The organism is Citrobacter sp. VF227 (assembly GCF_052950715.1).
The window spans coordinates 412468-436707 of sequence record NZ_JBRFVF010000002.1 but is presented as its reverse complement, the minus strand read 5'-3'; the positions used below and the strand labels follow the sequence as shown (position 1 = coordinate 436707).

Here is a 24240-nt window from a genome sequence, read left to right as displayed (position 1 = left end):
TTGCTCTGGGGGAAAAGATGGACTTTTTTAGCACGCAGAACATTCTGGTACATATTCCGATTGGCGCAGGTGGTTACGATCTATCGTGGATCGAAGCCGTGGGGACGATCGCCGGGTTGCTGTGTATTGGCCTGGCGAGTCTTGAGAAAATCAGCAATTACGTTTTCGGTCTGATAAACGTCACGCTGTTTGCGATTATCTTCTTTCAGATCCAGCTTTATGCCAGCCTGTTGCTGCAAGTCTTTTTCTTTGCCGCCAATATCTACGGTTGGTATGCCTGGTCCCGGCAAACCAACCAGCATGAAGCGGAATTGAAAATTCGCTGGCTGCCGTTGCCAAAAGCGATCGGCTGGCTGGCGGCTTGTGTGGTGGCGATCGGCCTGATGTCGGTCTATATCGATCCGGTCTTTGCGTTGCTGACTCGTATTGCGGTCAACATAATGCAGGCATTGGGACTGCAGGTTGCTGTGCCTGAACTGCAACCCGATGCATTCCCGTTCTGGGACTCCTGCATGATGGTGCTTTCGATTGCGGCGATGATCCTGATGACGCGTAAATACGTTGAAAACTGGCTGCTGTGGGTAATCATTAACGTAATCAGCGTGGTGATCTTTGCCCTGCAAGGCGTATATGCCATGTCGCTGGAATATATGATCCTGACGGTTATCGCCCTCAACGGGAGCAGGATGTGGATCAACAGTGCGCGTGAGCGAGGTTCCCACGCGCTGTCTCATTAATGGTGATGATGTGAATGGCCGGACACGCCCTGATACAGGTGGCAGTCCGGTCCATTGCACGGCTGATACTCCATCTGAATCGTCGCGTGTTCAATCTGGTAATGATGAATAAGGAAATGCTGAATACGCTCCAGCAGCGCATCATGATCGTGCGGCGGGATCACCTGCACATGCAGCGTCATTACCGGCTTTTCTCCCACCATCCAGACGTGGACATGGTGCACATTGCGGACTTCGGGAATATCCCGGCTGAGATGGCGCTGCAGTGCGGCGATATCCAGCGCCAGCGGAGCGCCTTCCAGTAATTCGTTGACGCTATCTTTTAATAATCGCCAGGCGCTGCGCAGCACCAGTACGGATACCAAAATTGAGAGGATCGGGTCCGCAGGCGTCCAGCCCGTCCAGATAATAATCAACGCAGCGATGATTGCCCCGACCGAGCCGAGTAAATCGCCCATCACATGCAGCGCTGCGGCACGGACGTTCAAATTTTTCTCTTCGCTGCCGCGATGTAAAACCCAAAAAGCAAGCACGTTGGCCAGTAAACCCGCGACAGCAATAACCATCATCATGCCGCCCGCCACGGGACGAGGTGTCTGGAAGCGCTCAATCGCCTCCCAGACGATTAAAATGGTGATAACGACCAATGCGATGGCATTAATGAATGCGGCCAGCGTCGTGAGCCTCAGCCAGCCGAAGGTGTGGCGTATTGTGGGTGGGCGACGGGAAAACTGAACGGCCAACAGCGCGAAAAGCAGCGCTGCCGCATCCGTAAGCATATGCCCGGCGTCGGCCAGCAAGGCCAGTGAGCCTGAAAGTATTCCGCCCACCACTTCGACCAACATAAATCCGGCGGTAATGCAGAATGCGAACATCAGTCGGCGGGCGTTATTGTCTTTGGGTTGCTCAGAGGAAGTATGAGTATGTGCGTGCGCCATTATGCCATCCCTTTGTTATTCTCATCTTTACTGTATGCCATCATACCGTTTTTGGGATGATAAAATTAAAAAGGAGAGCTAATGCTCTCCCGTTATTAGCTTTATTTTCAGCGTTACTGCGTGGTGCCGTCAGTTTTGGTATCAACATCATTGTTGATGCCGTTTCCAGTCTCAACCTTCTTGTTCACATCAGGACAGCGACCGTCCTTACACATGGTGTTTTTGTGCATCTCGTCTTTGGTCATCCCCTCATGGTTCATTGATGAACCGTTCGGGTGCAGCATCGTGCCACCTGAATTCACGTTATTGTTGTCGACATTATTCGGCGCTACGTTTTCGCGAGCGTCTGGTGCGACCTGACCGGCATCTGCCGAGGAATTTGCCTGGCCATTATTGGACTGCGAGTTGGTTTCAGCGGCCAGCGCTGCACCGCTGGCGAGGCTGAGGGTAGCAGTAAGAAAGAGTGAAGCCAGCTTAGTCATATGCATAATATGCTCCTGTTAAGGTCGATATGTCGGATAACGTCTTCCAACAGTGCATGTGCCAGTTACATCATCAATACGTGGTTAATCGTTTTGCTCTGGAAATTAAAACCAGCATACAATCTTGAAATCTATGAAAATTTAAGATGTTACAGTTAGAAATTGTAGTCTGGATCTCATTTTTCGCTACATTATTGCGTTTTTTTACCAGATTCCAGGATTAATCCGTCCAAAGTGTAAAACCCCGTTTACACCTTATGACTGAAGATATAGATTGGAGGGATTGCATTCATTTATATAAGTATGGCAACGCTGGAATAATCATGAATTATCAGAACGACGATTTACGCATCAAAGAGATCAACGAGTTATTACCGCCAGTCGCACTGCTGGAAAAATTCCCCGCTACTGAAAATGCCGCAAATACGGTGGCTCATGCCCGTAAGGCAATTCATAAAATTCTGAAAGGGAACGACGATCGCCTGTTAGTGGTGATTGGGCCGTGCTCTATTCATGATCCGGCTGCCGCCAAAGAGTACGCCACTCGCCTGCTGGCGCTGCGCGAAGAGTTAAAAGGCGAGCTTGAAATTGTCATGCGAGTCTATTTCGAAAAGCCGCGTACCACCGTCGGCTGGAAGGGGCTTATCAACGATCCGCACATGGACAATAGCTTCCAGATCAACGATGGACTGCGCATTGCGCGTAAACTGCTGTTGGATATCAACGACAGCGGATTGCCAGCTGCAGGTGAATTCCTCGATATGATCACGCCGCAATATCTTGCCGACCTGATGAGTTGGGGCGCTATTGGAGCACGTACCACTGAGTCTCAGGTGCACCGCGAACTGGCATCTGGTCTGTCCTGCCCGGTTGGCTTTAAAAACGGTACTGATGGCACGATCAAAGTTGCGATTGATGCAATCAACGCCGCAGGGGCACCACACTGCTTCCTGTCTGTGACCAAATGGGGTCATTCGGCGATCGTGAATACCAGCGGTAATGGTGATTGCCATATCATTCTGCGCGGTGGCAAAGAGCCGAACTACAGCGCTCAGCATGTTGCCGACGTGAAAGAAGGTCTGATTAAAGCAGGGCTCTCTGCGCAAGTGATGATCGACTTTAGCCATGCCAACTCCAGCAAGCAGTTCAAAAAGCAGATGGATGTTGCGAAAGATGTTTGCGGGCAAGTTGCTGGTGGTGAAAAAGCGATTATTGGCGTGATGATCGAAAGCCATCTGGTCGAGGGTAATCAGAACCCGGATAGCGGCGAACCGCTGACCTACGGTAAGAGCATCACCGACGCCTGCATTGGCTGGGAAGATACTGATGCGGTGTTACGTCAACTGGCGGATGCGGTAAAAGCGCGCCGCGGTTAAACGTTAGCCTACCAGAAAGATAAAAAAAGCGCGGATAGTCCGCGCTTTTTTATGCGACACGCAGAAATTACTTCGCTTTACCCTGGTTCGCAACGGCAGCTGCTTTTGCGGCGATCTCGTCAGCGTTACCCAGATAATAGTGTTTGATTGGTTTGAAGTTTTCGTCGAACTCATACACCAGTGGTACACCCGTCGGGATGTTCAGTTCGAGGATCTCATCTTCGCCCATGTTATCCAGGTATTTCACCAGCGCACGCAGGGAGTTACCGTGAGCGGCGATAATCACTCGCTCACCGCTTTTCATGCGCGGCAGGATGGTTTCATTCCAGTAAGGGATAACGCGATCGATGGTCAGCGCCAGGCTTTCGGTAACCGGTAACTCGTTGTCGGTCAGCTTCGCATAACGCGGATCATGACCCGGATAGCGTTCGTCATCTTTAGTCAGTTCCGGTGGGGTGACCGCAAAGCCGCGACGCCATTGCTTAACCTGCTCGTCACCGTATTTTTCCGCAGTTTCCGCTTTGTTCAGCCCCTGCAGCGCGCCGTAATGACGTTCATTCAGTTTCCAGGATTTCTCAACTGGCAGCCAGGCCTGATCCAGTTCATCCAGTACGTTCCACAGGGTGTGGATGGCACGTTTCAGCACAGAGGTATATGCAAAATCGAAGCTATAGCCTTCCTCTTTCAACAGTTTACCTGCTGCTTTCGCTTCGCCCACGCCTTTCTCGGACAGATCAACGTCATACCAACCGGTAAAACGGTTCTCCTTGTTCCACTGACTTTCACCGTGACGTACCAGAACCAGCTTAGTTACAGCCATACACTCACTCCTATAAATCATATTGAATGATAATAATTCTCATTATATTGCCGTAATGCGTCAGCGGCAATCCTTACGCATAACCATAGCGAAAATAGCGCCACAGTGTAAGGTTCTTGTGAACTCAAGGTTGCGATTTTGTCTTTGAACGGTGGGGATTTGAACGGTTCTACTGTGATAAACAAGCAACAGGCCCGATTCGTTACGTCATCGGGCCTGGGAGGGGGAACGATTAAGCTGGTATAAACCGGTATTCCGTCACGCTGGTGTACTCTTCGCCAGGACGCAGGAAGCAGTCTGGCTGCGGCCATTCCGGATGGTTCGGGCTGTCCGGCAGGAACTCGCTTTCCAGCGCCAGACCTTGCCAGTCGGCGTAGGCGTCAGGACCACGGGATGGCGTACCGCCGAGGAAATTTCCGGAATAAAACTGCAAAGCCGGGGCAGAGGTGTAGACCTCCATCTGCAGTTTTTCATCCTGTGACCACAGATTCGCGATCGGTTTGCGGCTATCGCCTTGCGCCTGTAGCAAGAAAGCGTGATCGTAACCTTTTACTTTCCGCTGATCGTCATCGGCCAAAAATTCGCTGTCGATAACTTTCGCCACGCGGAAATCGAACGAGGTACCAGCCACCGGCTTCAGTCCGTCGTGTGGGATACCCATTTCATCCACCGGCAAGTACTCGTCAGCGAAGATCTGCAGCTTATGTTGACGGACATCGGTTGTATCACCGTCGAGGTTGAAATAAACGTGGTTGGTAAGATTCACCGGACAGGGCTTATCGACCGTGGCGCGGTAGGTGATCGAAATACGATTATCGTCAGTAAGGCGATACTGCGCGGTCGCGCAAAGATGGCCAGGAAAGCCCTGGTCGCCATCTTCAGACGTTAGGGCGAACAGCACCTGACGGTCATTCTGATTGACTATCTGCCAGCGACGTTTGTCGAAACCGTCCGGCCCGCCGTGCAGCTGGTTGTTGCCCTGGCTTGGTATTAATTCAACGGTTTCACCGGCAAAAGTATAGCGGCTGTTGGCGATACGGTTAGCGTAGCGACCAATCGACGCCCCCAGAAATGCAGCCTGTTCCGGATATTGTTCCGGGCTGGCGCACCCGAGTAATGCTTCGCGCACGCTACCATCGCTCAGCGGAATACGCGCAGAGAGCAGGGTCGCGCCCCAGTCCATCAGCGTGACCACCATCCCTGCGTCATTGCGCAGGGTAATCAGGCGAAACGGCTGACCGTCCGGAGCCTGCACAGGGATTTCGTTTAACATTGTCCGGCTCCTTGTGAAGGTTTGCAGACGTAGAATGTTTCTTTGATACCGGTTTTTGCTTCGTATTGCTCAGCGACAGCTTGTTGCACGGCAGGCACCAAATCTTGCGGGATCAGCGCCACGATGCAGCCGCCGAAGCCGCCGCCAGTCATACGTACACCGCCTTTATCGCCGATGGTCGCTTTGACAATTTCAACCAGCGTATCAATTTGTGGCACGGTGATTTCAAAGTCATCGCGCATTGAGGCGTGAGATTCCGCCATCAATTGTCCCATACGCAGCAGGTCGCCTTTTTCCAACGCCTGCGCGGCTTCAACGGTACGCGCATTTTCCGTGATGACGTGGCGGACGCGTTTGGCGACAATCGGATCCAGCTCGTGGGCGACAGCGTTAAACGCTTCAAGACTGACATCACGCAGCGCCGGTTGCTGGAAGAAACGAGCGCCGGTTTCACATTGTTCGCGACGGGTGTTGTACTCGCTGCCGACCAACGTGCGTTTAAAGTTGCTATTGATGATCACCACCGCCACACCTTCCGGCATGGAGACAGCTTTGGTGCCCAACGTACGGCAGTCGATCAGTAGCGCATGATCTTTCTTGCCAAGCGCGGAGATCAGCTGATCCATAATGCCGCAGTTACAGCCGACAAACTGGTTTTCAGCTTCCTGGCCATTCAGGGCGATTTGTGCGCCGTCGAGCGGCAGGTGATAGAGCTGTTGGAATACCGTACCCACAGCGACTTCCAGCGAGGCGGAAGAGCTAAGACCTGCGCCTTGCGGGACATTACCGCTGATCACCAGATCCGCACCGCCAAAGGCGTTACTGCGTTTTTGTAGATGCTTCACCACGCCACGCACGTAGTTCGACCACTGCTGGCTGTCGTGGGCGATAATCGGCGCATCGAGAGAGAACTCATCAATCTGATTGTCGTAATCAGCGGCGATCACGCGAACTTTTCGATCGTCGCGCGCGGCACAACTGATGACAGTTTGATAGTCGATGGCGCAGGGCAGAACGAAGCCGTCATTATAATCGGTGTGTTCGCCGATCAGGTTTACGCGACCCGGTGCCTGAATAGTATGGGTGGCTGGGTAGCCAAACGTTTCTGCAAACAGAGATTGTGTTTTTTCTTTCAGACTCATTATTTAAACTCCGGATTCGCGAAAATGGATGTCGCTGACCGCACGCAGTCGTTCAGCCGCTTGTTCTGCCGTCAGGTCACGCTGGGTTTCCGCCAGCATTTCATAACCGACCATAAATTTACGCACGGTCGCGGAACGCAGCAGCGGCGGGTAAAAGTGCGCGTGTAACTGCCAGTGTTCGTTTTCTTCACCGTTGAACGGCGCGCCGTGCCAGCCCATAGAGTAGGGGAATGAGCACTGGAACAGGTTGTCGTAACGACTGGTCAGTTTTTTCAGCGCCAGCGCCAGGTCAGCACGCTGTTCATTGGTCAAATCAGTGATACGCAGCACATGCGCTTTCGGCAGCAGCAGCGTTTCGAACGGCCACGCGGCCCAGTAAGGCACAACCGCCAGCCAGTGCTCAGTTTCTACGACCGTACGACTGCCGTCCGCCAGTTCGCGCTGGACGTAATCAACGAGCATCGGTGCGCCCTGTTCAGCGAAGTACGCTTTCTGCAGGCGATCTTCACGTTCGGCTTCGTTGGGCAAAAAGCTGTTGGCCCAAATTTGACCGTGCGGGTGCGGGTTAGAGCAGCCCATCGCCGCGCCTTTATTCTCAAATACCTGCACCCAGGGATAGGTTTTTCCTAACTCTTCAGTCTGTTCCTGCCACGTCTGTACAATTTCTGTCAGCGCAGGGACGCTGAGTTCCGGCAGCGTTTTGCTATGATCGGGCGAGAAGCAAATCACGCGACTGGTACCGCGTGCGCTCTGGCAACGCATCAACGGATCGTGACTGTCCGGCGCGTCCGGGGTATCTGACATGAGGGCCGCAAAGTCATTAGTGAAGACATAGGTCCCGGTGTAATCCGGGTTTTTGTCGCCGGTAACGCGCGTATTGCCAGCGCACAGAAAGCAGTCCGGGTCATGCACAGGCAGTACCTGCTTAGAAGGAGTTTCCTGCGCCCCTTGCCACGGACGTTTGGCGCGATGCGGTGAAACAAGGATCCACTGCCCGGTGAGCGGGTTAAAACGGCGATGTGGGTGATCGACAGGATTGAATTGCGTCATGATTGGTCCTTAATCCGAATATCCCTGTGGGTGGCGTGACTGCCAGTGCCATGTGTCTTGTGCCATTTCATCCAGCGTGCGGGTCACGCGCCAGTTGAGCTCGCGATCGGCTTTGCTGGCATCAGCCCAGTAGGCCGGAAGATCGCCATCACGGCGCGGGGCGAAATGGTAATTAATCGGTTTACCGCAGGCTTTGCTGAAGGCATTGACCACGTCCAGCACGCTGCTGCCGATGCCTGCGCCAAGGTTGTAAATATGCACACCCTGTTTGTCCGCCAGTTTTTCCATTGCGACAACGTGACCGTCGGCGAGATCCATCACGTGGATGTAGTCGCGAACGCCGGTGCCATCTTCAGTAGGATAGTCGTTGCCAAATACGGCAAGGGACTCGCGGCGACCCACGGCAACCTGTGCGATGTAAGGCATCAGGTTGTTGGGAATACCCTGAGGATCTTCCCCCATATCCCCTGATGGATGCGCGCCAACCGGGTTAAAGTAGCGCAACAAAGCAATGCTCCAGTCGGGTTGGGCTTTTTGCAGATCGGTCAGGATCTGTTCCACCATCAGCTTACTTTTGCCGTACGGACTCTGCGGCGTGCCGGTGGGGAAGCTTTCAACATAAGGAATTTGCGGCTGATCGCCATAGACGGTCGCGGAGGAGCTGAAAATGAAGTTTTTCACGTTGGCGGCGCGCATGGCGTTTACCAGACGCAGAGTTCCATTGACGTTGTTGTCATAGTACTCCAGCGGCTTGGCCACGGATTCTCCAACGGCTTTTAACCCGGCAAAATGGATGACCGTGTCAATGGCATGATCGTGCAGAATTTCGGTTATCAGCGCTTCGTTACGGATATCTCCTTCCACAAAAGTCGGATGCTTACCACCTAAACGCTCAATGACGGGCAGAACGCTGCGCTTGCTGTTGCAGAGATTATCCAGGATCACCACCTCGTGACCGTTTTTCAACAACTGCACGCAAGTGTGGCTTCCGATGTAACCGCTACCACCTGTAACCAATACTCTCATAATTCGCTCCGTTAAGCCTATGGTATGCAATAACCATAGCATAACAAAGATGCGAAAAGTGTGACATGGAATAAATTAGTGGAATCGTTTACACACTGGCGTTTTCACATATTTGCAGTGGTTATTTTATTTTAAATCATTACGTTAGGTTGTTATCTCAGCGTTTGTCTGAAAAAAAGACAGAAAAAAGGGCGTATTCAAACGCCTTGGTATGAAAATTAACGCAGTGATGTTTGTTGATAGGTGTAGATATCGCCCTCGGGCACAAACTCCAGACGGTGGGTAATGCAGGCTGGGGCATCTTCGGCGTGATGAGAGACGAACAACAGCTGAGTTTCGCCTTGACCGATCAGCACATCTACAAAACGACGAATCAGTTGGCGATTGAGCGGATCTAACCCTTGCAAAGGCTCGTCAAGAATCAACAAGGTAGGGTGTTTAACCAGCGCGCGAACAATCAGCGCCAGCCGCTGTTGACCCCAGGAAAGACTATGGAATGGCGCATCCGCAGTACGTTTATCGATGCCAAGGATCTCCAGCCACTGTTGTACCAGTTTGTGCTGCCTGTCGGAGACGGCCTGGTAAATGCCAATTGAATCAAAATAACCGGAGAGAATAACGTTGCGTACGGTCGTACTCACCCGATAATCCAGATGCAGACTGCTGCTGACGTAGCCGATGTGTTTTTTGATATCCCAGATAGTTTCACCGCTACCCCGACGGCGGCCAAACAGCGTCAGATCGTTACTGTAGCCCTGGGGATGATCGCCGGTGATTAAACTGAGCAGGGTTGATTTTCCCGCACCGTTGGGGCCGACGATTTGCCAGTGCTCGCCTGGGTTTACCTGCCAGCTCATATGATGAAGGATAGGGCGATCGTTATACGAGACGATGCCATTGTTAAGTACAATTCGTGGCTCGTTATCTGACAACGTGCGGCGCACCGAAGGTTCATCCGGTTCGGGTAACTGAATACCTTCCAGTCGTTCGCTATGGGCAAGTTGAGCGATTAATGCCTGTTGCAGAAGGTCGGCTTTCGCGCCGGTTTCTGTCAGCGTGCAATCGGCAAGCACGCCGGCAAACTGCACGAACTCGGGAATTTCATCAAAGCGGTTAAGCACCAATATTAACGTAAAGCCAGCCTGGTGCAGGTCAGCGAGCAGTTCTGCTAACTGGCAGCGGGATGCCACATCCAGCCCGTCAAAGGGCTCATCGAGGATCAGTAAATCCGGTGCGGACATTAACGCCTGGCAAAGCAGAGTTTTACGTGTTTCTCCGGTCGAAAGGTATTTGAAACGCCTGTTGAGAAGGGCAGAGATGCCAAACTGCTGAGCCAATGTAGCGCAGCGGGCGGGATCGCTGATCTCATCCTGAATGATTTCTGCGGTGGTGCGCCCGGTGTCATCTTCACCGGGGCTGAGAAGATCGGTGTTGTTTCGCTGCCACTCGTCGCTGACCAGCTTCTGGAGCTGTTCAAAGGAGAGTCGGGTGATACGCGTAAACTGACAGTGGCGCTCGCCTTTCAGCTGCGGTAATTCCCCTGCCAGCGCGCGGGCCAGCGCAGATTTCCCGCTACCGTTAGAGCCAACAAACGCCCAGCTATCACCCGCGTTTAACGTCAACGCATCTAACTGGAGCGTTTTTGTGTCGCTAAGACGAAACGTGCCTTGCGAAATTTGCAACGATGACATTTTGTATCCCATTATTTGCAGCGATTAATAACAGGGATACGTGTTCTTCAAGCTGATGTCAATCACTCAGCATAGTGTGGCGATAATCACCCTGTCAGCATTGAAAAAAGCAGTGACGTTCGCGCCTTCCTGCAGCGTCGCACTATTTTCTGTCGGAATGGTTGCACACAGTGTCTGGCCGTCTGGCAGCGTCATCAATACCTCGCACTGTTCTGCGCCGCGTTCGATATGGTTGATCGTGCCCTGCAGCTGGTTGTCGGCAGCCTGAGCGATAGCGTCATCCTGGGTAATTCCGACCCACGGCGCTTTCAGCAGAATCAACACCTCTTTGCCTTCATCAAGGCCCAGACGCTCGCCGCTTTGTGCCGTGATCGCCACCTTCAGGCGCGTTTCGCCATCGGCCAGCAGGACGTCGACATGCTGCTGTACCAGGGAGTGATCGCGGGCGGTAATCGTGCCAAACCACTGGTTACGGGCGCTGGTTTGCAGCGAAAAGCGAGAAATTGCCGCCAGCAGGCTGTTAAGTGGCAGCGCATCATCATCACTCAAAACATCAAAGGCTTTTTGTTGGATTTGCGCCAGCAAATCGTACAGCTGGATTAAACGTTGGCCGTAGCGGGTTAACACCGCGCCGCCGCCGCCTTTACCGCCTGTGGCACGCTCAACCAGCGTCTGCTCGCTGAGCTGGTTCATTTCGTTAATTGCATCCCAGGCACTTTTGTAGCTGATGCCTGCATCCTTCGCGCCCTGACTGATGGAGCCGGAAAGCGCAATGTGCTTCAGCAGAGAAATGCGACGGGGATCGGCAAACAGTTTTTGCTGAAGTTTCAGCGTAAGAAGGATTTCGGCCTGCATCACAAGCTCCTGGCAAAAAAAGGTATTGTGACGGAAAACCGTGCCTGAGCAAAGCCGACCGCACAAAAGGGGAGTGCTTTTCTGCGTTATGGGGTTAGAATACAGCTAAGGACTATATCTGGAGTTGACCATGTTAGAGTTATTGAAAAGTCTGGTATTCGCCGTAATCATGGTACCTGTGGTAATGGCCATTATTCTGGGTCTGATTTACGGACTGGGTGAAGTGTTCAACATTTTCTCCGGTATCGGTCAGAAAGACCAGTCCAGACAGAATCATTGATTCCCCAAACGCCCGCTCAGTCGGGCGTTTCTATTTTTTCGCCTTTCTGTTTGTTTTCTCTGACTGCCATTTCTCAAGATCCTGCTTTCCCTGCCGATATTTTCTTTGTGTAACCTCTAATTGGTATCAATAACCTCTGGGAAAATCCTGTTTTACTCGTTATATTTGCGACTACATAACGAAACGCAAAGGAGTTACAGATGGCACGTACATGGTTACCCTTGTTTGCAGGGGCAACACTTTCTCTTACCGTTGCCGGGCATGTGCTGGCGGATGAAGGAAAAATTACCGTTTTCGCAGCGGCATCATTGACCAACGCGATGCAGGATATTGCAACGCAATACAAAAAAGAGAAGAACGTTGACGTCGTCTCCTCTTTTGCTTCTTCTTCCACACTGGCGCGCCAGATTGAAGCCGGTGCACCAGCCGATCTATTTATTTCTGCCGATCAGAAGTGGATGGACTACGCGGCGGACAAAAAGTCGATTGATAGCGCAACGCGTGCAACGTTGTTGGGTAACAGCCTGGTGGTTGTGGCACCGAAAGCGAGTGAGCAGAAAGCGTTTACCATCGACAGCAAAACCAACTGGACCAGTTTGTTGAACGGTGGACGTCTGGCCGTTGGCGATCCAGAACATGTTCCAGCAGGCATTTATGCCAAAGAAGCGCTGCAAAAACTGGGTGCATGGGATACCCTTTCCCCAAAACTGGCGCCTGCTGAAGACGTACGGGGTGCGTTGGCGCTGGTTGAACGTAACGAAGCGCCGCTGGGGATTGTCTATGGTTCCGATGCCGTCGCCAGCAAGGGCGTAAAAGTAGTTGCGACTTTCCCGGAAGATTCGCACAAAAAAGTGGAATACCCTATCGCGATTGTTGATGGCCACTCCAACGCAACGGTTAGCGCGTTCTATGATTACCTGAAAGGACCGCAGGCTGCTGAAATCTTTAAACGTTATGGATTTACGACCAAGTAATGATACTGACCGATCCTGAATGGCAGGCCGTTATATTGAGCCTGAAAGTTTCTTCCCTGGCCGTGTTGTTTAGTCTGCCATTTGGGATCTTCTTTGCCTGGTTACTGGTGCGATGCAAATTCCCGGGCAAAGCGCTGCTCGATAGCGTGCTGCATTTACCGCTGGTACTGCCGCCTGTGGTGGTGGGGTATCTGCTGTTGGTCTCTATGGGACGGCGTGGATTCATCGGCGAATGGCTGTATGACTGGTTTGGCATCACCTTTGCCTTTAGCTGGCGTGGTGCCGTGCTGGCCGCTGCGGTGATGTCCTTCCCGCTCATGGTGCGGGCTATTCGTCTGGCGCTGGAAGGTGTCGACGTCAAGCTGGAGCAGGCCGCTCGTACGCTGGGCGCCGGACGCTGGCGCGTCTTTATGACTATAACGCTACCGCTGATGCTACCCGGCATTATTGTTGGTACGGTGTTGGCGTTCGCCCGCTCGCTTGGCGAGTTCGGTGCAACAATTACCTTTGTTTCCAATATACCTGGCGAAACCCGCACTATCCCTTCGGCGATGTATACCCTGATCCAGACTCCGGGCGGCGAAAGCGCGGCGGCAAGATTATGTATCATATCCATTGTATTAGCGCTGATTTCGCTGCTGATTTCTGAATGGCTGGCGCGTATTAGCCGTGAGCGGACGGGGCGATAATCATGTTGGAACTTAATTTCACCCAGACGCTGGGGACGCACTGTCTGACGCTCAACGAAACGCTGCCCGCCAGTGGGATCACCGCGATTTTTGGCGTTTCAGGCGCGGGGAAAACCTCACTGATTAACGCCATCAGCGGTCTGACACAGCCGCAGTCCGGACGCATCGTGCTCAACGATCGGGTATTAAACGACGTTGAGAAGGGTATCTGCTTAACGCCTGAAAAACGCCGGGTGGGTTATGTTTTTCAGGATGCGCGTCTGTTCCCGCATTATAAGGTGCGCGGCAATCTGCGCTACGGCATGGCGAAAAGCATGGCCGGACAGTTTGATAAGCTGGTGGCGTTGTTGGGCATTGAACCGCTGCTTGATCGTCTGCCCGGCGGGCTTTCCGGTGGTGAAAAGCAGCGTGTCGCCATCGGTCGGGCGCTGCTGACCGCACCTGAGTTATTGCTGCTTGATGAGCCGCTCGCCTCGTTAGATATTCCGCGTAAGCGTGAACTGCTGCCTTACCTGCAACGTCTGGCACGCGAAATTAATATTCCGATGCTGTACGTCAGCCACTCGCTGGATGAAATTTTGCACCTGGCCGACAAAGTAATGGTGCTTGAAAGCGGGCAGGTCAAAGCGTTCGGTTCGCTGGAAGATGTCTGGGGCAGCAGCGTGATGCACCCGTGGCTGCCGAAGGAGCAGCAAAGCAGCATTCTGAAAGTCAGCGTACTGGAACATCATCCACACTACGCGATGACCGCGCTGGCGCTTGGCGATCAGCATTTGTGGGTCAATAAACTGGATCAACCACTGCAAACCGCGCTGCGTATTCGTATTCAGGCCTCTGATGTTTCGCTGGTGCTACAACCGCCGCAGCAGACCAGTATTCGTAACGTGCTGCGGGCGAAGGTCGCGCAGTGCTATGACGATAACGGTCAGGTGGAGGTTCAGCTTGAAGTGGGTGGTAAAACGCTGTGGGCGAGGATCAGTCCATGGGCCAGGGATGAACTGGGGATCAAACCCGGCCAGTGGCTGTATGCCCAAATTAAGAGCGTGTCGATTACTGCCTGATTACAGCAGGTGGGAATAGATAAATTTCGCGATGCTGTCGGTGGTGTTATCACCAATCACGATATTGGCGCGGGCTTTGACCGCGTCGTCCGCATTACCCATAGCCACGCCAGTGCCTGCGGCTTCCAGCATGCTGATATCGTTAAAGTTATCGCCAAAGGCAATGACGTTTTCCATTGACCCCCCCTGGGCTTCAATCCACTGGGTCAGGCGCCGTCCTTTGCTGTTGCCTTTACGGGCAATGTCGACCTGATCGTGCCAGGACCATTCACACTCCAGTCCCAGCTGTTGTTCAACATGCTTACCAAACTGTTGCAGTTTCGGAATATCTTCGTCGGTCAGGGCAAATTTCCAGACGGCGTTGACGTCATGCGCAGCCTTCGCCAGCGAAGGCACCTGGGTGAAGGTTGGGCGCTGCTCCGGCGGCAGGGTTTGCGCCCAGTTAGCGGTACGCACCACATGCCCGGTTGGGCGCTCATACAGCATGGCTTCATCCACATACATCAGCCCGTGGATCTGATGTTCATCCAGCATGTCGATCAGCTGTAATGCCTGGTCTACCGGGAGGGGATCGGATTCTAGTACCTTTTTTGCTTGATAATCATACAAGTAGGTGCCGTTGCAGCAAATTGCAGGTGTATCCAGCCCCAGTGCCTGATAAAAAGGATGAATAGCAACGTGATGGCGACCTGTGACAATGATAAGTTGGTAGCCTGCTTCTCTGGCGCGCGAGAGCGCTTCGAGAGAGGATGGCAGCAAGGTTTTTTTCGGGGTCAGCAACGTACCGTCTAAATCCAGGGCAATCACGCGTGCGGTCATAGTTATTTCCAGATTAAGGTTGAGAATTTTGTCTGCTGGAATGGTACACCGAGACGGGAGCCGGACAAAATTCTGAGCCTTAATTAAGCATTCACCGTTAAAAGCGTCTACCTTAGGCGTGTGTCAGGCAATTGCTGCCACCTGCCAAAAAGCAAAGGAGTATTCATGAAGCAAACACTCCTTTTTAAAAATCACTTAAAAAACAATATTTTATGTAATATATTCCGATATCATTCGAAATTCATTCTAAATCTCTTTCCACTCACGGCCTCTGCCATCTCTGTATTTATCCGTCATGCTGGATGAACGATGGCCTAAAATTGTTTGAGTAAAATCACTTCCTTTTTCCTCTGAATGTAGCCTTCCGGACAAACTTCTAATCTCATGAAATGGCGGAGGGTCTCCTTCCCACGTCAGGCCTGAGGCATCACGCGCAGCTCTGAACTGTGCCGCAATTGTTCTTGCTGCTTTACCGCCAAGAATTTTATCGCTTTTGTCATTTATCTTTTTTAGCTTCTCCAAAACGTCAGCAAGATTTAGGTCGAGTTTCTCAATTCTGGTCGAAAGTGATATACGGATCTTCGCTCCAGTTTTTTGCTGTTCTACGCAAAGTTTTTCACCCTCGATATCGGCCCACCTCATAGTTGATAAATCCCCCTCACGTTGTCCTGTGACCAGTGCAAGATCCATGCAAAGGGCGAACCATTCGTTCTGTACTTTTGCGACATTCCTTATCTGCAGGTATTCATCAATCAAAAGACGGCTACGCTTAACTTCAGTTCTGAATGGTCTGGTTGCCGCTGCGGGATCTTCCTCAGTAAGTCCGGCTGCGATAGCGGTTTTAAACAGGTCGGTTAAAAGTGACCTGAACTGATTGGCTATTGAAAACTTTTCCCCCGTGGCTCTTTCCTCAAGAAAACTATACACCTCGCGAACACCTATATTTTTCACTGGAACACCTTTGAAATATTCGCTGATTAATTTCAGTCTGTGATTGTGTCTTTTCAATGTATTTGGTTTTAACTTACGGCGGTCAATTTCATCCCTGAAATTGGTAACCAGTTCATCAAATAAAGTGGAGCTTTTGCCGTTGATGCGGTCAAGCAAGCTTTCATTTTGAGACGACATTAATTCCATGTTTGCTGCTACAGCTTCATTTACTGCAACTCTTTTGTTTCGCCCAAGGCCAAATTCCTTTCCTGACCGTGGATCCCTGTAGCTGTAGTACCCGTTGCGAACATACAGATTGGGTGGGAGATCATTTGTTTTAAGGTTTCTTCTCCGACCGGCCATGTCTGATTCTCTCTTTGAGCTTTAGTTTATTTCTGCTAACAGGTGCGCTAAAACACTGCCCATTGAGGTGCACTTTTACCGCGTTTTCTTCAACAAGATATTCACGTCCATCCAGCATCGGTGGTGGCTGAATACGTCCTGATCTAACCCAACGCCTCACCTGCTCGATGCTGCGAGGTCGTGGCTGGCGATCATTCCATTCTTTTAGAGTAATAAGGGCCATAGTTACCTACCTCATTACCGGTCTGAACTGTAAACCAGACCGGGTTTAAATATTGATAATTCGTTATCAGGCAACTTGCCCTGGCAGCGCGCGCAACCGGCGCATGCCTGTCATAGCCGTGGCCACATAACTCGCATTACGGTTAACCACCTCAACCCAGACCTTCACACCTTCAACTCTCACCGTGTATGTCTCCTTCATCTTGCTGCGCCCGTAGTCGCCGTAGCGTTCGTGATGAGTGGCCAGCGCTATGTCACATGCTTGACGCGCTAACGGGGATTGCTGATTGCCTCGGTTAATCAGTCGCATTACATCTCCTCAATGGGAGGGAGAACCCTCCCAAATCTGTTAGCCCACGTATTCCGGTTTCATATCGGCCAGGGTGATGCTGAACTTATCGTGTAGCTCGTCGCCCAGGTGACGCTTGGCCGCCGCAAGAACTCGCTCAACTTCACCGAAACGCGCTGCTGCATCCGGTTCGTCCGGAGACGGCAGGGAGTTGATCGCGGCTTCGACCTTGTTACGTGAATCAACCAGGTAATAGCGTTTCACTGCTTTATTCTTCAGTTCGGTGAACAGGGCTGAACCCAGTGTGGCCTTCGCACTTTCGATATCAGCGCGTAGTGCTTTGGCGCAATCAACATCCTGTGCGGCATCGATGCGTTCGCGGAAACCATCTGCCAGTGAGTCGATGTTTCCTGATTTTTCCTGCTTGCTCTGCGTGGATGTTATGGTGTCACCTGAAATTTCAGACAGGCTAACGTGTTGCGCCGGAGCAGGGTTAACTTCTCGCTCTTCACGGCGATCATCCAGTTCATCAGGGGTATACACGCCGAGAATTACATCCGGGCAGAACAGTCTCGCCCAACGTTTCACGGCGAGATAAGCGAGCTGCTGGCGAGGGTCGTCAGCCCAAAGCGTTGAATTACGAGTCCTGGCCTGTGCCAGTAGCAGGTCAAGTTCCCTCGGTTGATCTTCACCTTTCAGCGTTGCGCGGATGATGATGCCAATGCCCGTTTCGTCAGCAAGGGTCCAGCCAGGAACACGGTATTCTCCTTTGTCGCCTTTACGAATCTGGAATTTCCCGACTACTTTTTCCCATGGCCCGTACCACTCATATTCAAAGCGGTTTGCCAGCACGCCGCTGCGTGAAATCACAGCATTTACCAGTTGCGCCTCGTATCCGAGAACGCCGTTAATCAGGTGCGTTTTCTGTGCTACGGCAAAGGGATTCATCTGCCATTGTGCCGCCTGCATTGCTACTGCCATGCAGTCAGCCTGATTTCCCTGCAGGTGTCTGGGGACTGTCGCCGCACCCTGCGCCATAATTTGAGCAAATGCGCTGATGGCGTTCAGATACTGGGAATCAAACAGGGCCACGTTGGAGTTAATTACGGCGTTCTGGTCAGCTACAGTTACGTTAGTGTTTTGCATCTTCATTCCCCTTATGCCTGAGTACGCAGCGCTTCAAGGCGGCGCAGGTCGAAGTCGTTCAGTTCGTCGGTGTAATCAGCGGTGATCGGCGCTGGCCATGCGCCAGTGTCAAAGCCGGTAGCGATAGCGCGCATCGCCTTGCGGTACTCGAGCATGCCCAGCTCCAGTAGTTCGGGGGATGCCTCGATGATGGCGATCCAGTGGTAGTTCTCGTCTTTGTTGACGAAAATCCAGAAGAACTGGTCCAGTGCTGCGGTCTCGCAATACATAGCCGCGCTCAGGTGGTAGTCACGGTCGATGATTTCGCGGTGCAGTTTGGCGCGCAGGCCTTCCTGCTTAATGTTCCACATGCTGATGGTTTTCAGGTCGGCGCCGATGCGCACCCCGTCCAGGTCGATTTCCAGATCCGGGCGTACACGGACTTCGAGTCCGGTTTCGTCGTCAAAGCCGAAGTAGCTCACCTCAACGGCGCGGCTTGGGTGCTGAAGCAACATGCCGGCGGTCGGGTGCTGGAGCAAGGCTTTCTGAATGCTCAGTGCAGCGCTCAGCTGCTGGCGGGTGACCAGCACTTTCCCCTGCGGATTCTCGCGCCACGCATCCAACAGTTCGTCGGCAAAGACGGCGTCCGGATTAACAGACTTCACGGTCTGGATCAGATCCGCTTTGGTACCGGACACTTTTAGCGGTTGCGGCTTCTGCGCTTCCTGGGCCACCAGGTCAGGATTGATGATTGCCAGCTGCTCGAGTAACGCATCACGACTACCGCTGGTTTTCACCTGAGCAGGCAGAGTGGCGTTGTATTCTTTGATGCAGGCTTTCATTGCCGTTGCGGTCTGTTTCTGGTCCGCTTCGATACGCTGGTAATCTTCTGGCAGCGACATATAGCTCTGGCCAGTTTCCTCGACTGAACCACCCAGCGGCACCTGAGCAGACAGAGTGGCGTTGTATTCCTCGAGCAAAGCTTTGATATCGTCTGCGCTCAGTTGCGCTGGCAAGCTGGCGTTGTACTCATCAATAAACGCGCGGATCGTTGCCGTGGTGGTAAATGCGCCTTCCGGAATTACGGGTTCAACGCTGAATTCTTCATCGAGTTGCTCTGGCTGCAACGCCAGCGCATGTACCAGGTTACCCATGTCCAGAACCGGAGAGCGTTCTTTGATAATGGTTTTCTCTACGTGGCGCGCATTGAAGTACATCAGCGACACTCGCGCATCTTTCACCTGTGTTGAGCTGATACCGTTGGCTGCGTGATAAACCTCGTTCGGCAAACCCTCATAGCGGCCTGGCTCGAAGTAAGCAGGGTACACAACAGCCGGTTCGTCAGATTGCGCTTCAGGCTCGGTTTGGTTTACAGAATCGCTAATTTGGGCGACAGATTCCGTATTCTGGTTTACATCGGCTTGCTGGCTGGTATCTGACTTTTCACCAGTTTCCAGACTGCTTTCGCCTGACTGCACTTCAGTACCAGCCTGTTTTTCATCACTGACAGTTTCTTGAACCTGCACATTGCTGGTGGTCTCCGTTGCCTTTTTCGTGCCATGAGTTGCTGAGTTCTGAAGCAAAGCCGTAACGTCGAATATTCCGTTGCCGACATTTTTAACCAGCTCTTGTTCGACTTTCTGCGGTTGAGCTGCCGCTTCCTCTGCGCGGCGGCGTGCTCCTTCTTCACGCACGCGTTGCAGGTTATCTTCGTGAGTGCAAAAGGATTTGCGCGGAGACTCCTTGCTTTCAGGTTGGGAAATTTCCTGTGCTGAGGGTTCAGCCTCATGTAATGGCAATAACTCGACCGCGGAATTGAACTCGGCTGTCATGGTCTGGTTAACAAATTCCAGGTGAGCGACAGGAGTGAGATGAATATTTTCCGGCGCGATACGTACCAGATTAAAAATAGCCGTGCGGTTAACGCCAAGAACGCCAGGCTGATTGCGCAGAATGCTGCTCCACGATTTCCACGGTTCTTCTTTTTTGGTCACGATTTCTTTAGCGCGACGAAGAATGCTGCCCGGGATCTCGAAGTGGTTGAAGTCCATAGGCAGAAGGGCACAGGCAATCTCTAAATCGAGAGTGTCAAGGGTGTGGTGTGCATCAGGTCCACGGTCAGTGACGTAACCGCCGTCGGCATTGGTGCCGGAATCAGTACGCTGCACGCTACTGATGCGATTACCTGCAGCCCATTCGCGAACAAGGATACCGCGGTCAATATGATCTGTAGCGAACCACAATTTCAAAAACTGAATTAAGGTCGCGAGTTCAGGGATTTTTCCATCGACAGGGAATGCTTTTTTAACAGCATTGACTGCTTTATGAATATCGTGCTCGATGGCTTTTTTAAAGTCTTCAACGTGTTCAGCGGCCAGCAGCAGATTCTGGATGTACGATTCATCAGTATCCATTTCGAGGCTAACGATTTCTTTTTTCTGTGCGGCATCGACGTGATAGAGATACTCACCATCACCAATGAACTGAGCCAGAACTCGATGACGGAAAGGCATGGTGGCGATAACAGTGAGAGCAGGCGTCGAAGTATTGCCTGTGCTCATACTGTCAACAGCACTTGCGCTTTCCTCCAGGATTTCGCCGGTATTGGTATCCACGCCGTTAACGATATGCTGGCGTGCTTCGGCGGCAGCATCAGAAGAGGGCAACGTAACGCCGGGGATTTGTTCCCATGTCATGTTGTCGTCGCTGAGGCGGTAGAAATCACAAAACGTTAAGCTGAGTTCGCCTTCTGGAGGCAATTCGTTAACGACAGGGAAATTAGTGGCAACAGCTTTAAAATAATCTTTCAGCTTTGCGCCGGTTTTAATCAACAAATAATCCAGCGTTGCATTTGCAGCCTCAAAATCATCGCTGCACCAGAGCACCGCATCTTTATTTCCTGATTGCTTTTTTGCCCTGCGGACTAAAAATACAGGATTAGTTCCACTCATTACTTTATCCTCGATTCGTGTAGAATGGAGGTGCCTTAACAGCACCCCGATATATCAGGTTGTTATGTCCGGTACGCTTTGGTCGGTTGGACCGGACAGGGCACGCCCGCTTCGGTGGGCGTTTTCTTAATGAACGGTGATGAAAACTCTTTCTGAGTAATCGAGTTTGTAGCTTCGGTAGTTACCAAACCCGGCCTTATCGCCATCGTTTACCTGAACCGCAAGCAGTGAAATAGCTGTTACTGCACAGTGAGGGCAATCGAACTGACCGAGCACATAGCCGCCATCGAGAACGACGGTTGTTTCACCGCTTTGGGCTGAGTGAATAACGCCAGACACTTTCTTTTCGCAGTTGAATAATGCGATTTCTTTATTTACTGCTTTCAGATTTAATTCGACTTTTACGATTTGCATAAATTATTCCTGTTGGTTTATTCAGGGTGTAAGAATCCACGCCAAACTAATGGCGAATTTTGGATTTCATATTTCGAGACTGCTATTTAGCCTTCGTGCGCCATCTGGTCGTAAGAAGCGCAGCGCTTGGAACAATACTCTTTCTCTTTGCGCGCCAGCTGTGAGCCGTTGAGATAGAGAAGGGTGCTTTTGATTACTTCTTCCGGTTTAACCGGCTTGCTGCAATAACCGCATTTGGTCTGCATCATCATTTCCTCAGAACTTAACGTCTGCCTGAGCAGGTAATTCGTCGCTACTGATGATCCTTTCAACTGGGTAGCAACTCCCTGAAACTTGCTGTTCAACGACAGCCTGTTCACACAGGTTCTGGTCGTCATAAACACCCAGAACCACATCCTGAAAATCGCCGTTGGTCATGCCAATGGTCAGCACTAATGCGAAAAGGGTGTTCATCAGTGCGTACCTGCTGGAACCAGATTCGGACCAATGGTGCGCGAAGCATACGGGCTGCGGATATGACGCAGATTTCCTTGCGGTTCGTGCCAGTAGGTGCCGTTGATGTAGTCATAGGAAACCTGCCAGGCTGCGCCGGTACGGCTATTTCTCATTGGAACGGCGCGACCGTTGTTTGGTATTGCATTCGCGGTTTTCATGACAGAGCCTCTTTAAATTCTGCAAAACTGAGAGCTTCCTCGCCATCGGCGAGACCTTCAAAGTATTCCTCGTATGCTTTTTCCATCTCACCCTCGATACCTTGTTGCTGGAACTCAGTGAACTTCGCTGGTGGCGCCGCGGCGCTGATCTTCACGGTTGAGCGTTTTAACTCTGCAGTTCACCACCGCGAAGCTCACTTCTGTGTTTGCCCTTGTCGCCAGGCTGGCGGAACGTTTCAAACCTACTGCGCGTTAATCTCACCACCTCATTCCGGTCTTCGTATGCTCCGGACGGCTACTTCGTGGGCGTCCTGCCTCGGTGGTCGTGTTGAGTCTTGGTAATTTCATTAAACACAAAGTTTAAAATCATGTCAACAAAATGAGTATTTTTATATAAACATATTGTTTAAACAGAGAGGCTGCTGCGCGTATTCCGCAGATTTAAAGCAAAAAAAATCCCAGCACTGAGGCTGGGATTGGAGATGGGGTGGCGATGTGATAACTATTACAATATCAATCTTGGGCGTTTTTTGCCCATTCAGGTAGTTTGATAAGAGTGAATCTTGGTCTTCCTTCGCCGATAGTCTTTTTAGAAAACGTAGCTTTAGCCTTCACGCCTAAGTGTCTGTTGATAACGTTCGGATCCTCAATAGACCTATCAATTTTTGCGGTTTTTATCTCGGTACAACCTAGTTCGATAAATTCGCATTGGCGTTTATTTGGTAGAGTACCTAAGAAGAAAATATCTGCCTCGATAATCTCCTGTTTTATGTTGTCACTTCCTAATTGCTTATACGTATTTTCAAGCTGCTTTGGCTCTCGGAAAGAGATACTATAGTTGTCGTTTTTTAGAGTGAAAACGGTTTTATTTTCATATAGATAATGAATAAACCCTCTGATTTTATCTAATGCTCTTTGATCAAGATCTTCAAGGGCATCGGATAGTTTTTCATTATCACCATCTAAGCTGGCTTGTAAAATTTGTTGGGTCTTTTCTAAGGCCTTAGATACAGGAGTTTGCTCATCAAAATAGAGAGGTGCATCTGGTCTGAATTCCTCTAAGACAAAGCCAAAAGAGCCCCTGGCCGCAGATGTAATCATTAAATGATTGTTTTCAATGTTTGGTATTTTTCCTGATGCAGGTAGTGGACCATTGAATGCGCTTGCAACGTAAGCTATTGCATCATTGAAAAATGATAGTGCTTTTGTGCCGAATGATGCAGAAATGCCATGGGTCCCCATTACTGTAGGGCCTTTGAATGTGAGAACTGCATTGGTCGGCTCGTGCTTCAAGAGGTTTGCTTTTGAAATTATACTCTCAACTTTCTTAAGACGAGTTTCTAAACTTCTTCTGCTTATCGAAGAGCTTTCTGGCGTGTTTTTCAATAGGTTGCTTAGTTGTTCGCGTTCACTGAGTGCGAACATATAATCGTTACGATTCATTGTTTGCCTCCTCAGCATCACTTGCATTAAGTATAGTTAACGCAACAACATCAAGTTGCGGGTTTAAGGGGATTTGAATAAATCCCTTCCATGATAAATCACGTTTATGTGCCCACATACTGTACCAATATACAGTTCTATCGACAAGATAATGACCCGGAGCATCAAGTCCCTCATAGTACGAATCTACTAGGTAATTTTTTTTAACAAAATCATGATCAAACAACTCGGGGTTTCGATTTATTACTGATGAGTCATCGTCACCCGGGAGGAACTTGAAAAAAGTAACAACATCTACATCATTGGGCGCGCGTCGCTCAGTAAGTTCAATATTTTCTGTGAAACTCCCGTCAACCCACTGGAATCCATCTGTTAGTCCAACCTGGCTCAAGCACGTCCGGTATGCCAAAAAACCTTTGAGAATCTTTCTTCGTGTTGCTGTGAGAGCAAACATATTAACAAAATTCACTATGTCCATTACGTATGGAGAGCGAGCATGGCTGGTAGGGTCAGCCTCGTCTATTGGCGGAATCACTCCCATCGAATTCCACAGTGGGGTGGTCAATGTAGTCAATGGCGATCCTTTGTAATCATTTTAAAAATTGATAATATTTTTATTTCAATCCGTTGATTTTTA

27 protein-coding genes and 1 pseudogene are annotated in these 24240 nt (G+C 51.1%); 6 read left to right on the top strand and 22 right to left on the bottom strand.

Annotated elements, in window-relative coordinates:
* Positions 1 to 17 precede the first annotated feature (17 nt).
* Complete coding sequence (pnuC, locus tag ACU8YC_RS09585; protein ID WP_151219566.1) at positions 18 to 737, top strand: nicotinamide riboside transporter PnuC; 720 nt, start codon at positions 18 to 20, stop codon at positions 735 to 737.
* On the opposite strand, the gene zitB is transcribed toward pnuC, so the two are convergent.
* Both zitB and ACU8YC_RS09575 read right to left on the bottom strand, forming a co-directional pair.
* Complete coding sequence (gene zitB, locus ACU8YC_RS09580; RefSeq protein WP_446895287.1) at positions 734 to 1675, bottom strand: CDF family zinc transporter ZitB; 942 nt, start codon at positions 1673 to 1675, stop codon at positions 734 to 736. The two genes, pnuC and zitB, sit on opposite strands and share 4 nt — an antisense overlap.
* 113 nt (positions 1676 to 1788) lie before the next feature.
* Positions 1789 to 2163 carry a YbgS-like family protein gene (locus ACU8YC_RS09575; protein WP_151219568.1) on the bottom strand — a complete coding sequence of 125 codons (375 nt, stop codon included), beginning with the start codon at positions 2161 to 2163 and terminating at the stop codon, positions 1789 to 1791.
* A gap of 317 nt (positions 2164 to 2480) precedes the next feature.
* On the opposite strand from ACU8YC_RS09575, the gene aroG reads away from it, so the two are divergent.
* Positions 2481 to 3533, top strand: a complete 1053-nt coding sequence (aroG, locus tag ACU8YC_RS09570; protein ID WP_187252779.1) for a 3-deoxy-7-phosphoheptulonate synthase AroG — start codon at positions 2481 to 2483, stop codon at positions 3531 to 3533.
* A 67-nt stretch (positions 3534 to 3600) separates the two neighbouring features.
* Here aroG and gpmA read toward each other — a convergent pair whose 3' ends face one another.
* The 7 genes from gpmA to modE form a co-directional block, all read right to left on the bottom strand.
* Positions 3601 to 4353 carry a 2,3-diphosphoglycerate-dependent phosphoglycerate mutase gene (gpmA, locus tag ACU8YC_RS09565; protein ID WP_151224968.1) on the bottom strand — a complete coding sequence of 251 codons (753 nt, stop codon included), beginning with the start codon at positions 4351 to 4353 and terminating at the stop codon, positions 3601 to 3603.
* 232 nt (positions 4354 to 4585) lie between these two features.
* Positions 4586 to 5626 (bottom strand): galactose-1-epimerase, encoded by a 1041-nt coding sequence (galM, locus tag ACU8YC_RS09560; RefSeq protein ID WP_151219571.1) that lies wholly within the window; start codon positions 5624 to 5626, stop codon positions 4586 to 4588.
* On the bottom strand, positions 5620 to 6768 hold the full coding sequence (gene galK, locus ACU8YC_RS09555; protein ID WP_151219572.1) for a galactokinase: 1149 nt from the start codon (positions 6766 to 6768) through the stop codon (positions 5620 to 5622). Before galK ends, galM begins: the two co-directional genes overlap by 7 nt.
* Before the next feature lie 3 nt (positions 6769 to 6771).
* Positions 6772 to 7818, bottom strand: coding sequence for a galactose-1-phosphate uridylyltransferase (gene galT / locus ACU8YC_RS09550; protein WP_286543639.1), 1047 nt, complete (start codon positions 7816 to 7818; stop codon positions 6772 to 6774).
* Between the two features lie 9 nt (positions 7819 to 7827).
* A complete protein-coding gene (gene galE, locus ACU8YC_RS09545) occupies positions 7828 to 8844 on the bottom strand; it encodes a UDP-glucose 4-epimerase GalE (RefSeq protein WP_151219574.1) in 1017 nt (338 codons plus the stop codon).
* A 218-nt stretch (positions 8845 to 9062) separates the two neighbouring features.
* Complete coding sequence (gene modF, locus ACU8YC_RS09540) at positions 9063 to 10535, bottom strand: molybdate ABC transporter ATP-binding protein ModF (protein WP_151219575.1); 1473 nt, start codon at positions 10533 to 10535, stop codon at positions 9063 to 9065.
* Positions 10536 to 10601: 66 nt separating this feature from the next.
* On the bottom strand, positions 10602 to 11390 hold the full coding sequence (gene modE / locus ACU8YC_RS09535; protein ID WP_446895286.1) for a molybdenum-dependent transcriptional regulator: 789 nt from the start codon (positions 11388 to 11390) through the stop codon (positions 10602 to 10604).
* Positions 11391 to 11520: 130 nt separating this feature from the next.
* On the opposite strand from modE, the gene ACU8YC_RS09530 reads away from it, so the two are divergent.
* From ACU8YC_RS09530 to modC, 4 genes are all read left to right on the top strand, one after another.
* Positions 11521 to 11670, top strand: a complete 150-nt coding sequence (locus ACU8YC_RS09530; protein WP_003023026.1) for an AcrZ family multidrug efflux pump-associated protein — start codon at positions 11521 to 11523, stop codon at positions 11668 to 11670.
* Positions 11671 to 11870: 200 nt separating this feature from the next.
* Positions 11871 to 12644 (top strand): molybdate ABC transporter substrate-binding protein, encoded by a 774-nt coding sequence (gene modA / locus ACU8YC_RS09525; protein WP_252838022.1) that lies wholly within the window; start codon positions 11871 to 11873, stop codon positions 12642 to 12644.
* On the top strand, positions 12644 to 13333 hold the full coding sequence (modB, locus tag ACU8YC_RS09520; protein WP_003023032.1) for a molybdate ABC transporter permease subunit: 690 nt from the start codon (positions 12644 to 12646) through the stop codon (positions 13331 to 13333). The genes modA and modB overlap by 1 nt, the downstream gene beginning before the upstream one ends.
* Positions 13334 to 13335: 2 nt before the next feature.
* Positions 13336 to 14394 carry a molybdenum ABC transporter ATP-binding protein ModC gene (gene modC / locus ACU8YC_RS09515; RefSeq protein ID WP_151219577.1) on the top strand — a complete coding sequence of 353 codons (1059 nt, stop codon included), beginning with the start codon at positions 13336 to 13338 and terminating at the stop codon, positions 14392 to 14394.
* On the opposite strand, the gene ACU8YC_RS09510 is transcribed toward modC, so the two are convergent.
* From ACU8YC_RS09510 to ACU8YC_RS09450, 13 genes and pseudogenes are all read right to left on the bottom strand, one after another.
* Positions 14395 to 15213, bottom strand: coding sequence for a pyridoxal phosphatase (locus ACU8YC_RS09510; RefSeq protein ID WP_423390280.1), 819 nt, complete (start codon positions 15211 to 15213; stop codon positions 14395 to 14397). It lies immediately after the preceding gene.
* Between the two features lie 246 nt (positions 15214 to 15459).
* Positions 15460 to 16506, bottom strand: coding sequence for a phage integrase Arm DNA-binding domain-containing protein (locus ACU8YC_RS09505; protein ID WP_446895285.1), 1047 nt, complete (start codon positions 16504 to 16506; stop codon positions 15460 to 15462).
* A complete protein-coding gene (locus tag ACU8YC_RS09500) occupies positions 16481 to 16729 on the bottom strand; it encodes an excisionase (protein WP_097728163.1) in 249 nt (82 codons plus the stop codon). The genes ACU8YC_RS09505 and ACU8YC_RS09500 overlap by 26 nt, the downstream gene beginning before the upstream one ends.
* 66 nt (positions 16730 to 16795) lie before the next feature.
* Positions 16796 to 17038 carry a DUF4060 family protein gene (locus ACU8YC_RS09495; RefSeq protein WP_446895284.1) on the bottom strand — a complete coding sequence of 81 codons (243 nt, stop codon included), beginning with the start codon at positions 17036 to 17038 and terminating at the stop codon, positions 16796 to 16798.
* A 39-nt stretch (positions 17039 to 17077) separates the two neighbouring features.
* Positions 17078 to 18163, bottom strand: coding sequence for a RecT family recombinase (locus tag ACU8YC_RS09490; protein ID WP_446895283.1), 1086 nt, complete (start codon positions 18161 to 18163; stop codon positions 17078 to 17080).
* Between the two features lie 11 nt (positions 18164 to 18174).
* Entirely contained in the window at positions 18175 to 21093 is a 2919-nt protein-coding gene (locus tag ACU8YC_RS09485) for a RecE family exodeoxyribonuclease (RefSeq protein WP_446895282.1), read from the bottom strand.
* A gap of 126 nt (positions 21094 to 21219) precedes the next feature.
* Positions 21220 to 21572: pseudogene (locus ACU8YC_RS09480) on the bottom strand (DNA breaking-rejoining protein).
* Positions 21573 to 21593: 21 nt separating this feature from the next.
* Complete coding sequence (locus ACU8YC_RS09475; protein WP_446895380.1) at positions 21594 to 21755, bottom strand: YdaE family protein; 162 nt, start codon at positions 21753 to 21755, stop codon at positions 21594 to 21596.
* Between the two features lie 7 nt (positions 21756 to 21762).
* Complete coding sequence (locus ACU8YC_RS09470; protein WP_414236982.1) at positions 21763 to 21960, bottom strand: DUF1482 family protein; 198 nt, start codon at positions 21958 to 21960, stop codon at positions 21763 to 21765.
* Entirely contained in the window at positions 21960 to 22160 is a 201-nt protein-coding gene (locus tag ACU8YC_RS09465; protein ID WP_446895281.1) for a hypothetical protein, read from the bottom strand. Before ACU8YC_RS09465 ends, ACU8YC_RS09470 begins: the two co-directional genes overlap by 1 nt.
* Entirely contained in the window at positions 22157 to 22315 is a 159-nt protein-coding gene (locus tag ACU8YC_RS09460; protein ID WP_181681410.1) for a hypothetical protein, read from the bottom strand. The genes ACU8YC_RS09465 and ACU8YC_RS09460 overlap by 4 nt, the downstream gene beginning before the upstream one ends.
* 358 nt (positions 22316 to 22673) lie before the next feature.
* Positions 22674 to 23603 carry a hypothetical protein gene (locus ACU8YC_RS09455; RefSeq protein WP_446895280.1) on the bottom strand — a complete coding sequence of 310 codons (930 nt, stop codon included), beginning with the start codon at positions 23601 to 23603 and terminating at the stop codon, positions 22674 to 22676.
* The gene (locus ACU8YC_RS09450) at positions 23593 to 24177 is read right to left on the bottom strand and encodes a DUF6932 family protein (RefSeq protein WP_446895279.1); all 585 of its coding nucleotides are present in this window, start codon (positions 24175 to 24177) and stop codon (positions 23593 to 23595) included. Before ACU8YC_RS09450 ends, ACU8YC_RS09455 begins: the two co-directional genes overlap by 11 nt.
* Positions 24178 to 24240 lie beyond the last annotated feature (63 nt).

Coding starts and splice junctions, on each gene's coding strand:
- ACU8YC_RS09465 (WP_446895281.1), bottom strand. CDS start 22,160: ATGAAAACCGCGAATGCAATACCAAACAACGGTCGCGCCGTTCCAATG.
- pnuC (WP_151219566.1), top strand. CDS start 18: ATGGACTTTTTTAGCACGCAGAACATTCTGGTACATATTCCGATTGGC.
- modB (WP_003023032.1), top strand. CDS start 12,644: ATGATACTGACCGATCCTGAATGGCAGGCCGTTATATTGAGCCTGAAA.
- ACU8YC_RS09575 (WP_151219568.1), bottom strand. CDS start 2,163: ATGCATATGACTAAGCTGGCTTCACTCTTTCTTACTGCTACCCTCAGC.
- galE (WP_151219574.1), bottom strand. CDS start 8,844: ATGAGAGTATTGGTTACAGGTGGTAGCGGTTACATCGGAAGCCACACT.
- ACU8YC_RS09500 (WP_097728163.1), bottom strand. CDS start 16,729: ATGGCCCTTATTACTCTAAAAGAATGGAATGATCGCCAGCCACGACCT.
- galM (WP_151219571.1), bottom strand. CDS start 5,626: ATGTTAAACGAAATCCCTGTGCAGGCTCCGGACGGTCAGCCGTTTCGC.
- modF (WP_151219575.1), bottom strand. CDS start 10,535: ATGTCATCGTTGCAAATTTCGCAAGGCACGTTTCGTCTTAGCGACACA.
- ACU8YC_RS09530 (WP_003023026.1), top strand. CDS start 11,521: ATGTTAGAGTTATTGAAAAGTCTGGTATTCGCCGTAATCATGGTACCT.
- ACU8YC_RS09470 (WP_414236982.1), bottom strand. CDS start 21,960: ATGAACACCCTTTTCGCATTAGTGCTGACCATTGGCATGACCAACGGC.
- aroG (WP_187252779.1), top strand. CDS start 2,481: ATGAATTATCAGAACGACGATTTACGCATCAAAGAGATCAACGAGTTA.
- ACU8YC_RS09490 (WP_446895283.1), bottom strand. CDS start 18,163: ATGCAAAACACTAACGTAACTGTAGCTGACCAGAACGCCGTAATTAAC.
- galK (WP_151219572.1), bottom strand. CDS start 6,768: ATGAGTCTGAAAGAAAAAACACAATCTCTGTTTGCAGAAACGTTTGGC.
- modC (WP_151219577.1), top strand. CDS start 13,336: ATGTTGGAACTTAATTTCACCCAGACGCTGGGGACGCACTGTCTGACG.
- ACU8YC_RS09455 (WP_446895280.1), bottom strand. CDS start 23,603: ATGAATCGTAACGATTATATGTTCGCACTCAGTGAACGCGAACAACTA.
- modE (WP_446895286.1), bottom strand. CDS start 11,390: ATGCAGGCCGAAATCCTTCTTACGCTGAAACTTCAGCAAAAACTGTTT.
- zitB (WP_446895287.1), bottom strand. CDS start 1,675: ATGGCGCACGCACATACTCATACTTCCTCTGAGCAACCCAAAGACAAT.
- ACU8YC_RS09475 (WP_446895380.1), bottom strand. CDS start 21,755: ATGATGCAGACCAAATGCGGTTATTGCAGCAAGCCGGTTAAACCGGAA.
- ACU8YC_RS09495 (WP_446895284.1), bottom strand. CDS start 17,038: ATGCGACTGATTAACCGAGGCAATCAGCAATCCCCGTTAGCGCGTCAA.
- ACU8YC_RS09505 (WP_446895285.1), bottom strand. CDS start 16,506: ATGGCCGGTCGGAGAAGAAACCTTAAAACAAATGATCTCCCACCCAAT.
- gpmA (WP_151224968.1), bottom strand. CDS start 4,353: ATGGCTGTAACTAAGCTGGTTCTGGTACGTCACGGTGAAAGTCAGTGG.
- galT (WP_286543639.1), bottom strand. CDS start 7,818: ATGACGCAATTCAATCCTGTCGATCACCCACATCGCCGTTTTAACCCG.
- modA (WP_252838022.1), top strand. CDS start 11,871: ATGGCACGTACATGGTTACCCTTGTTTGCAGGGGCAACACTTTCTCTT.
- ACU8YC_RS09510 (WP_423390280.1), bottom strand. CDS start 15,213: ATGACCGCACGCGTGATTGCCCTGGATTTAGACGGTACGTTGCTGACC.
- ACU8YC_RS09485 (WP_446895282.1), bottom strand. CDS start 21,093: ATGAGTGGAACTAATCCTGTATTTTTAGTCCGCAGGGCAAAAAAGCAA.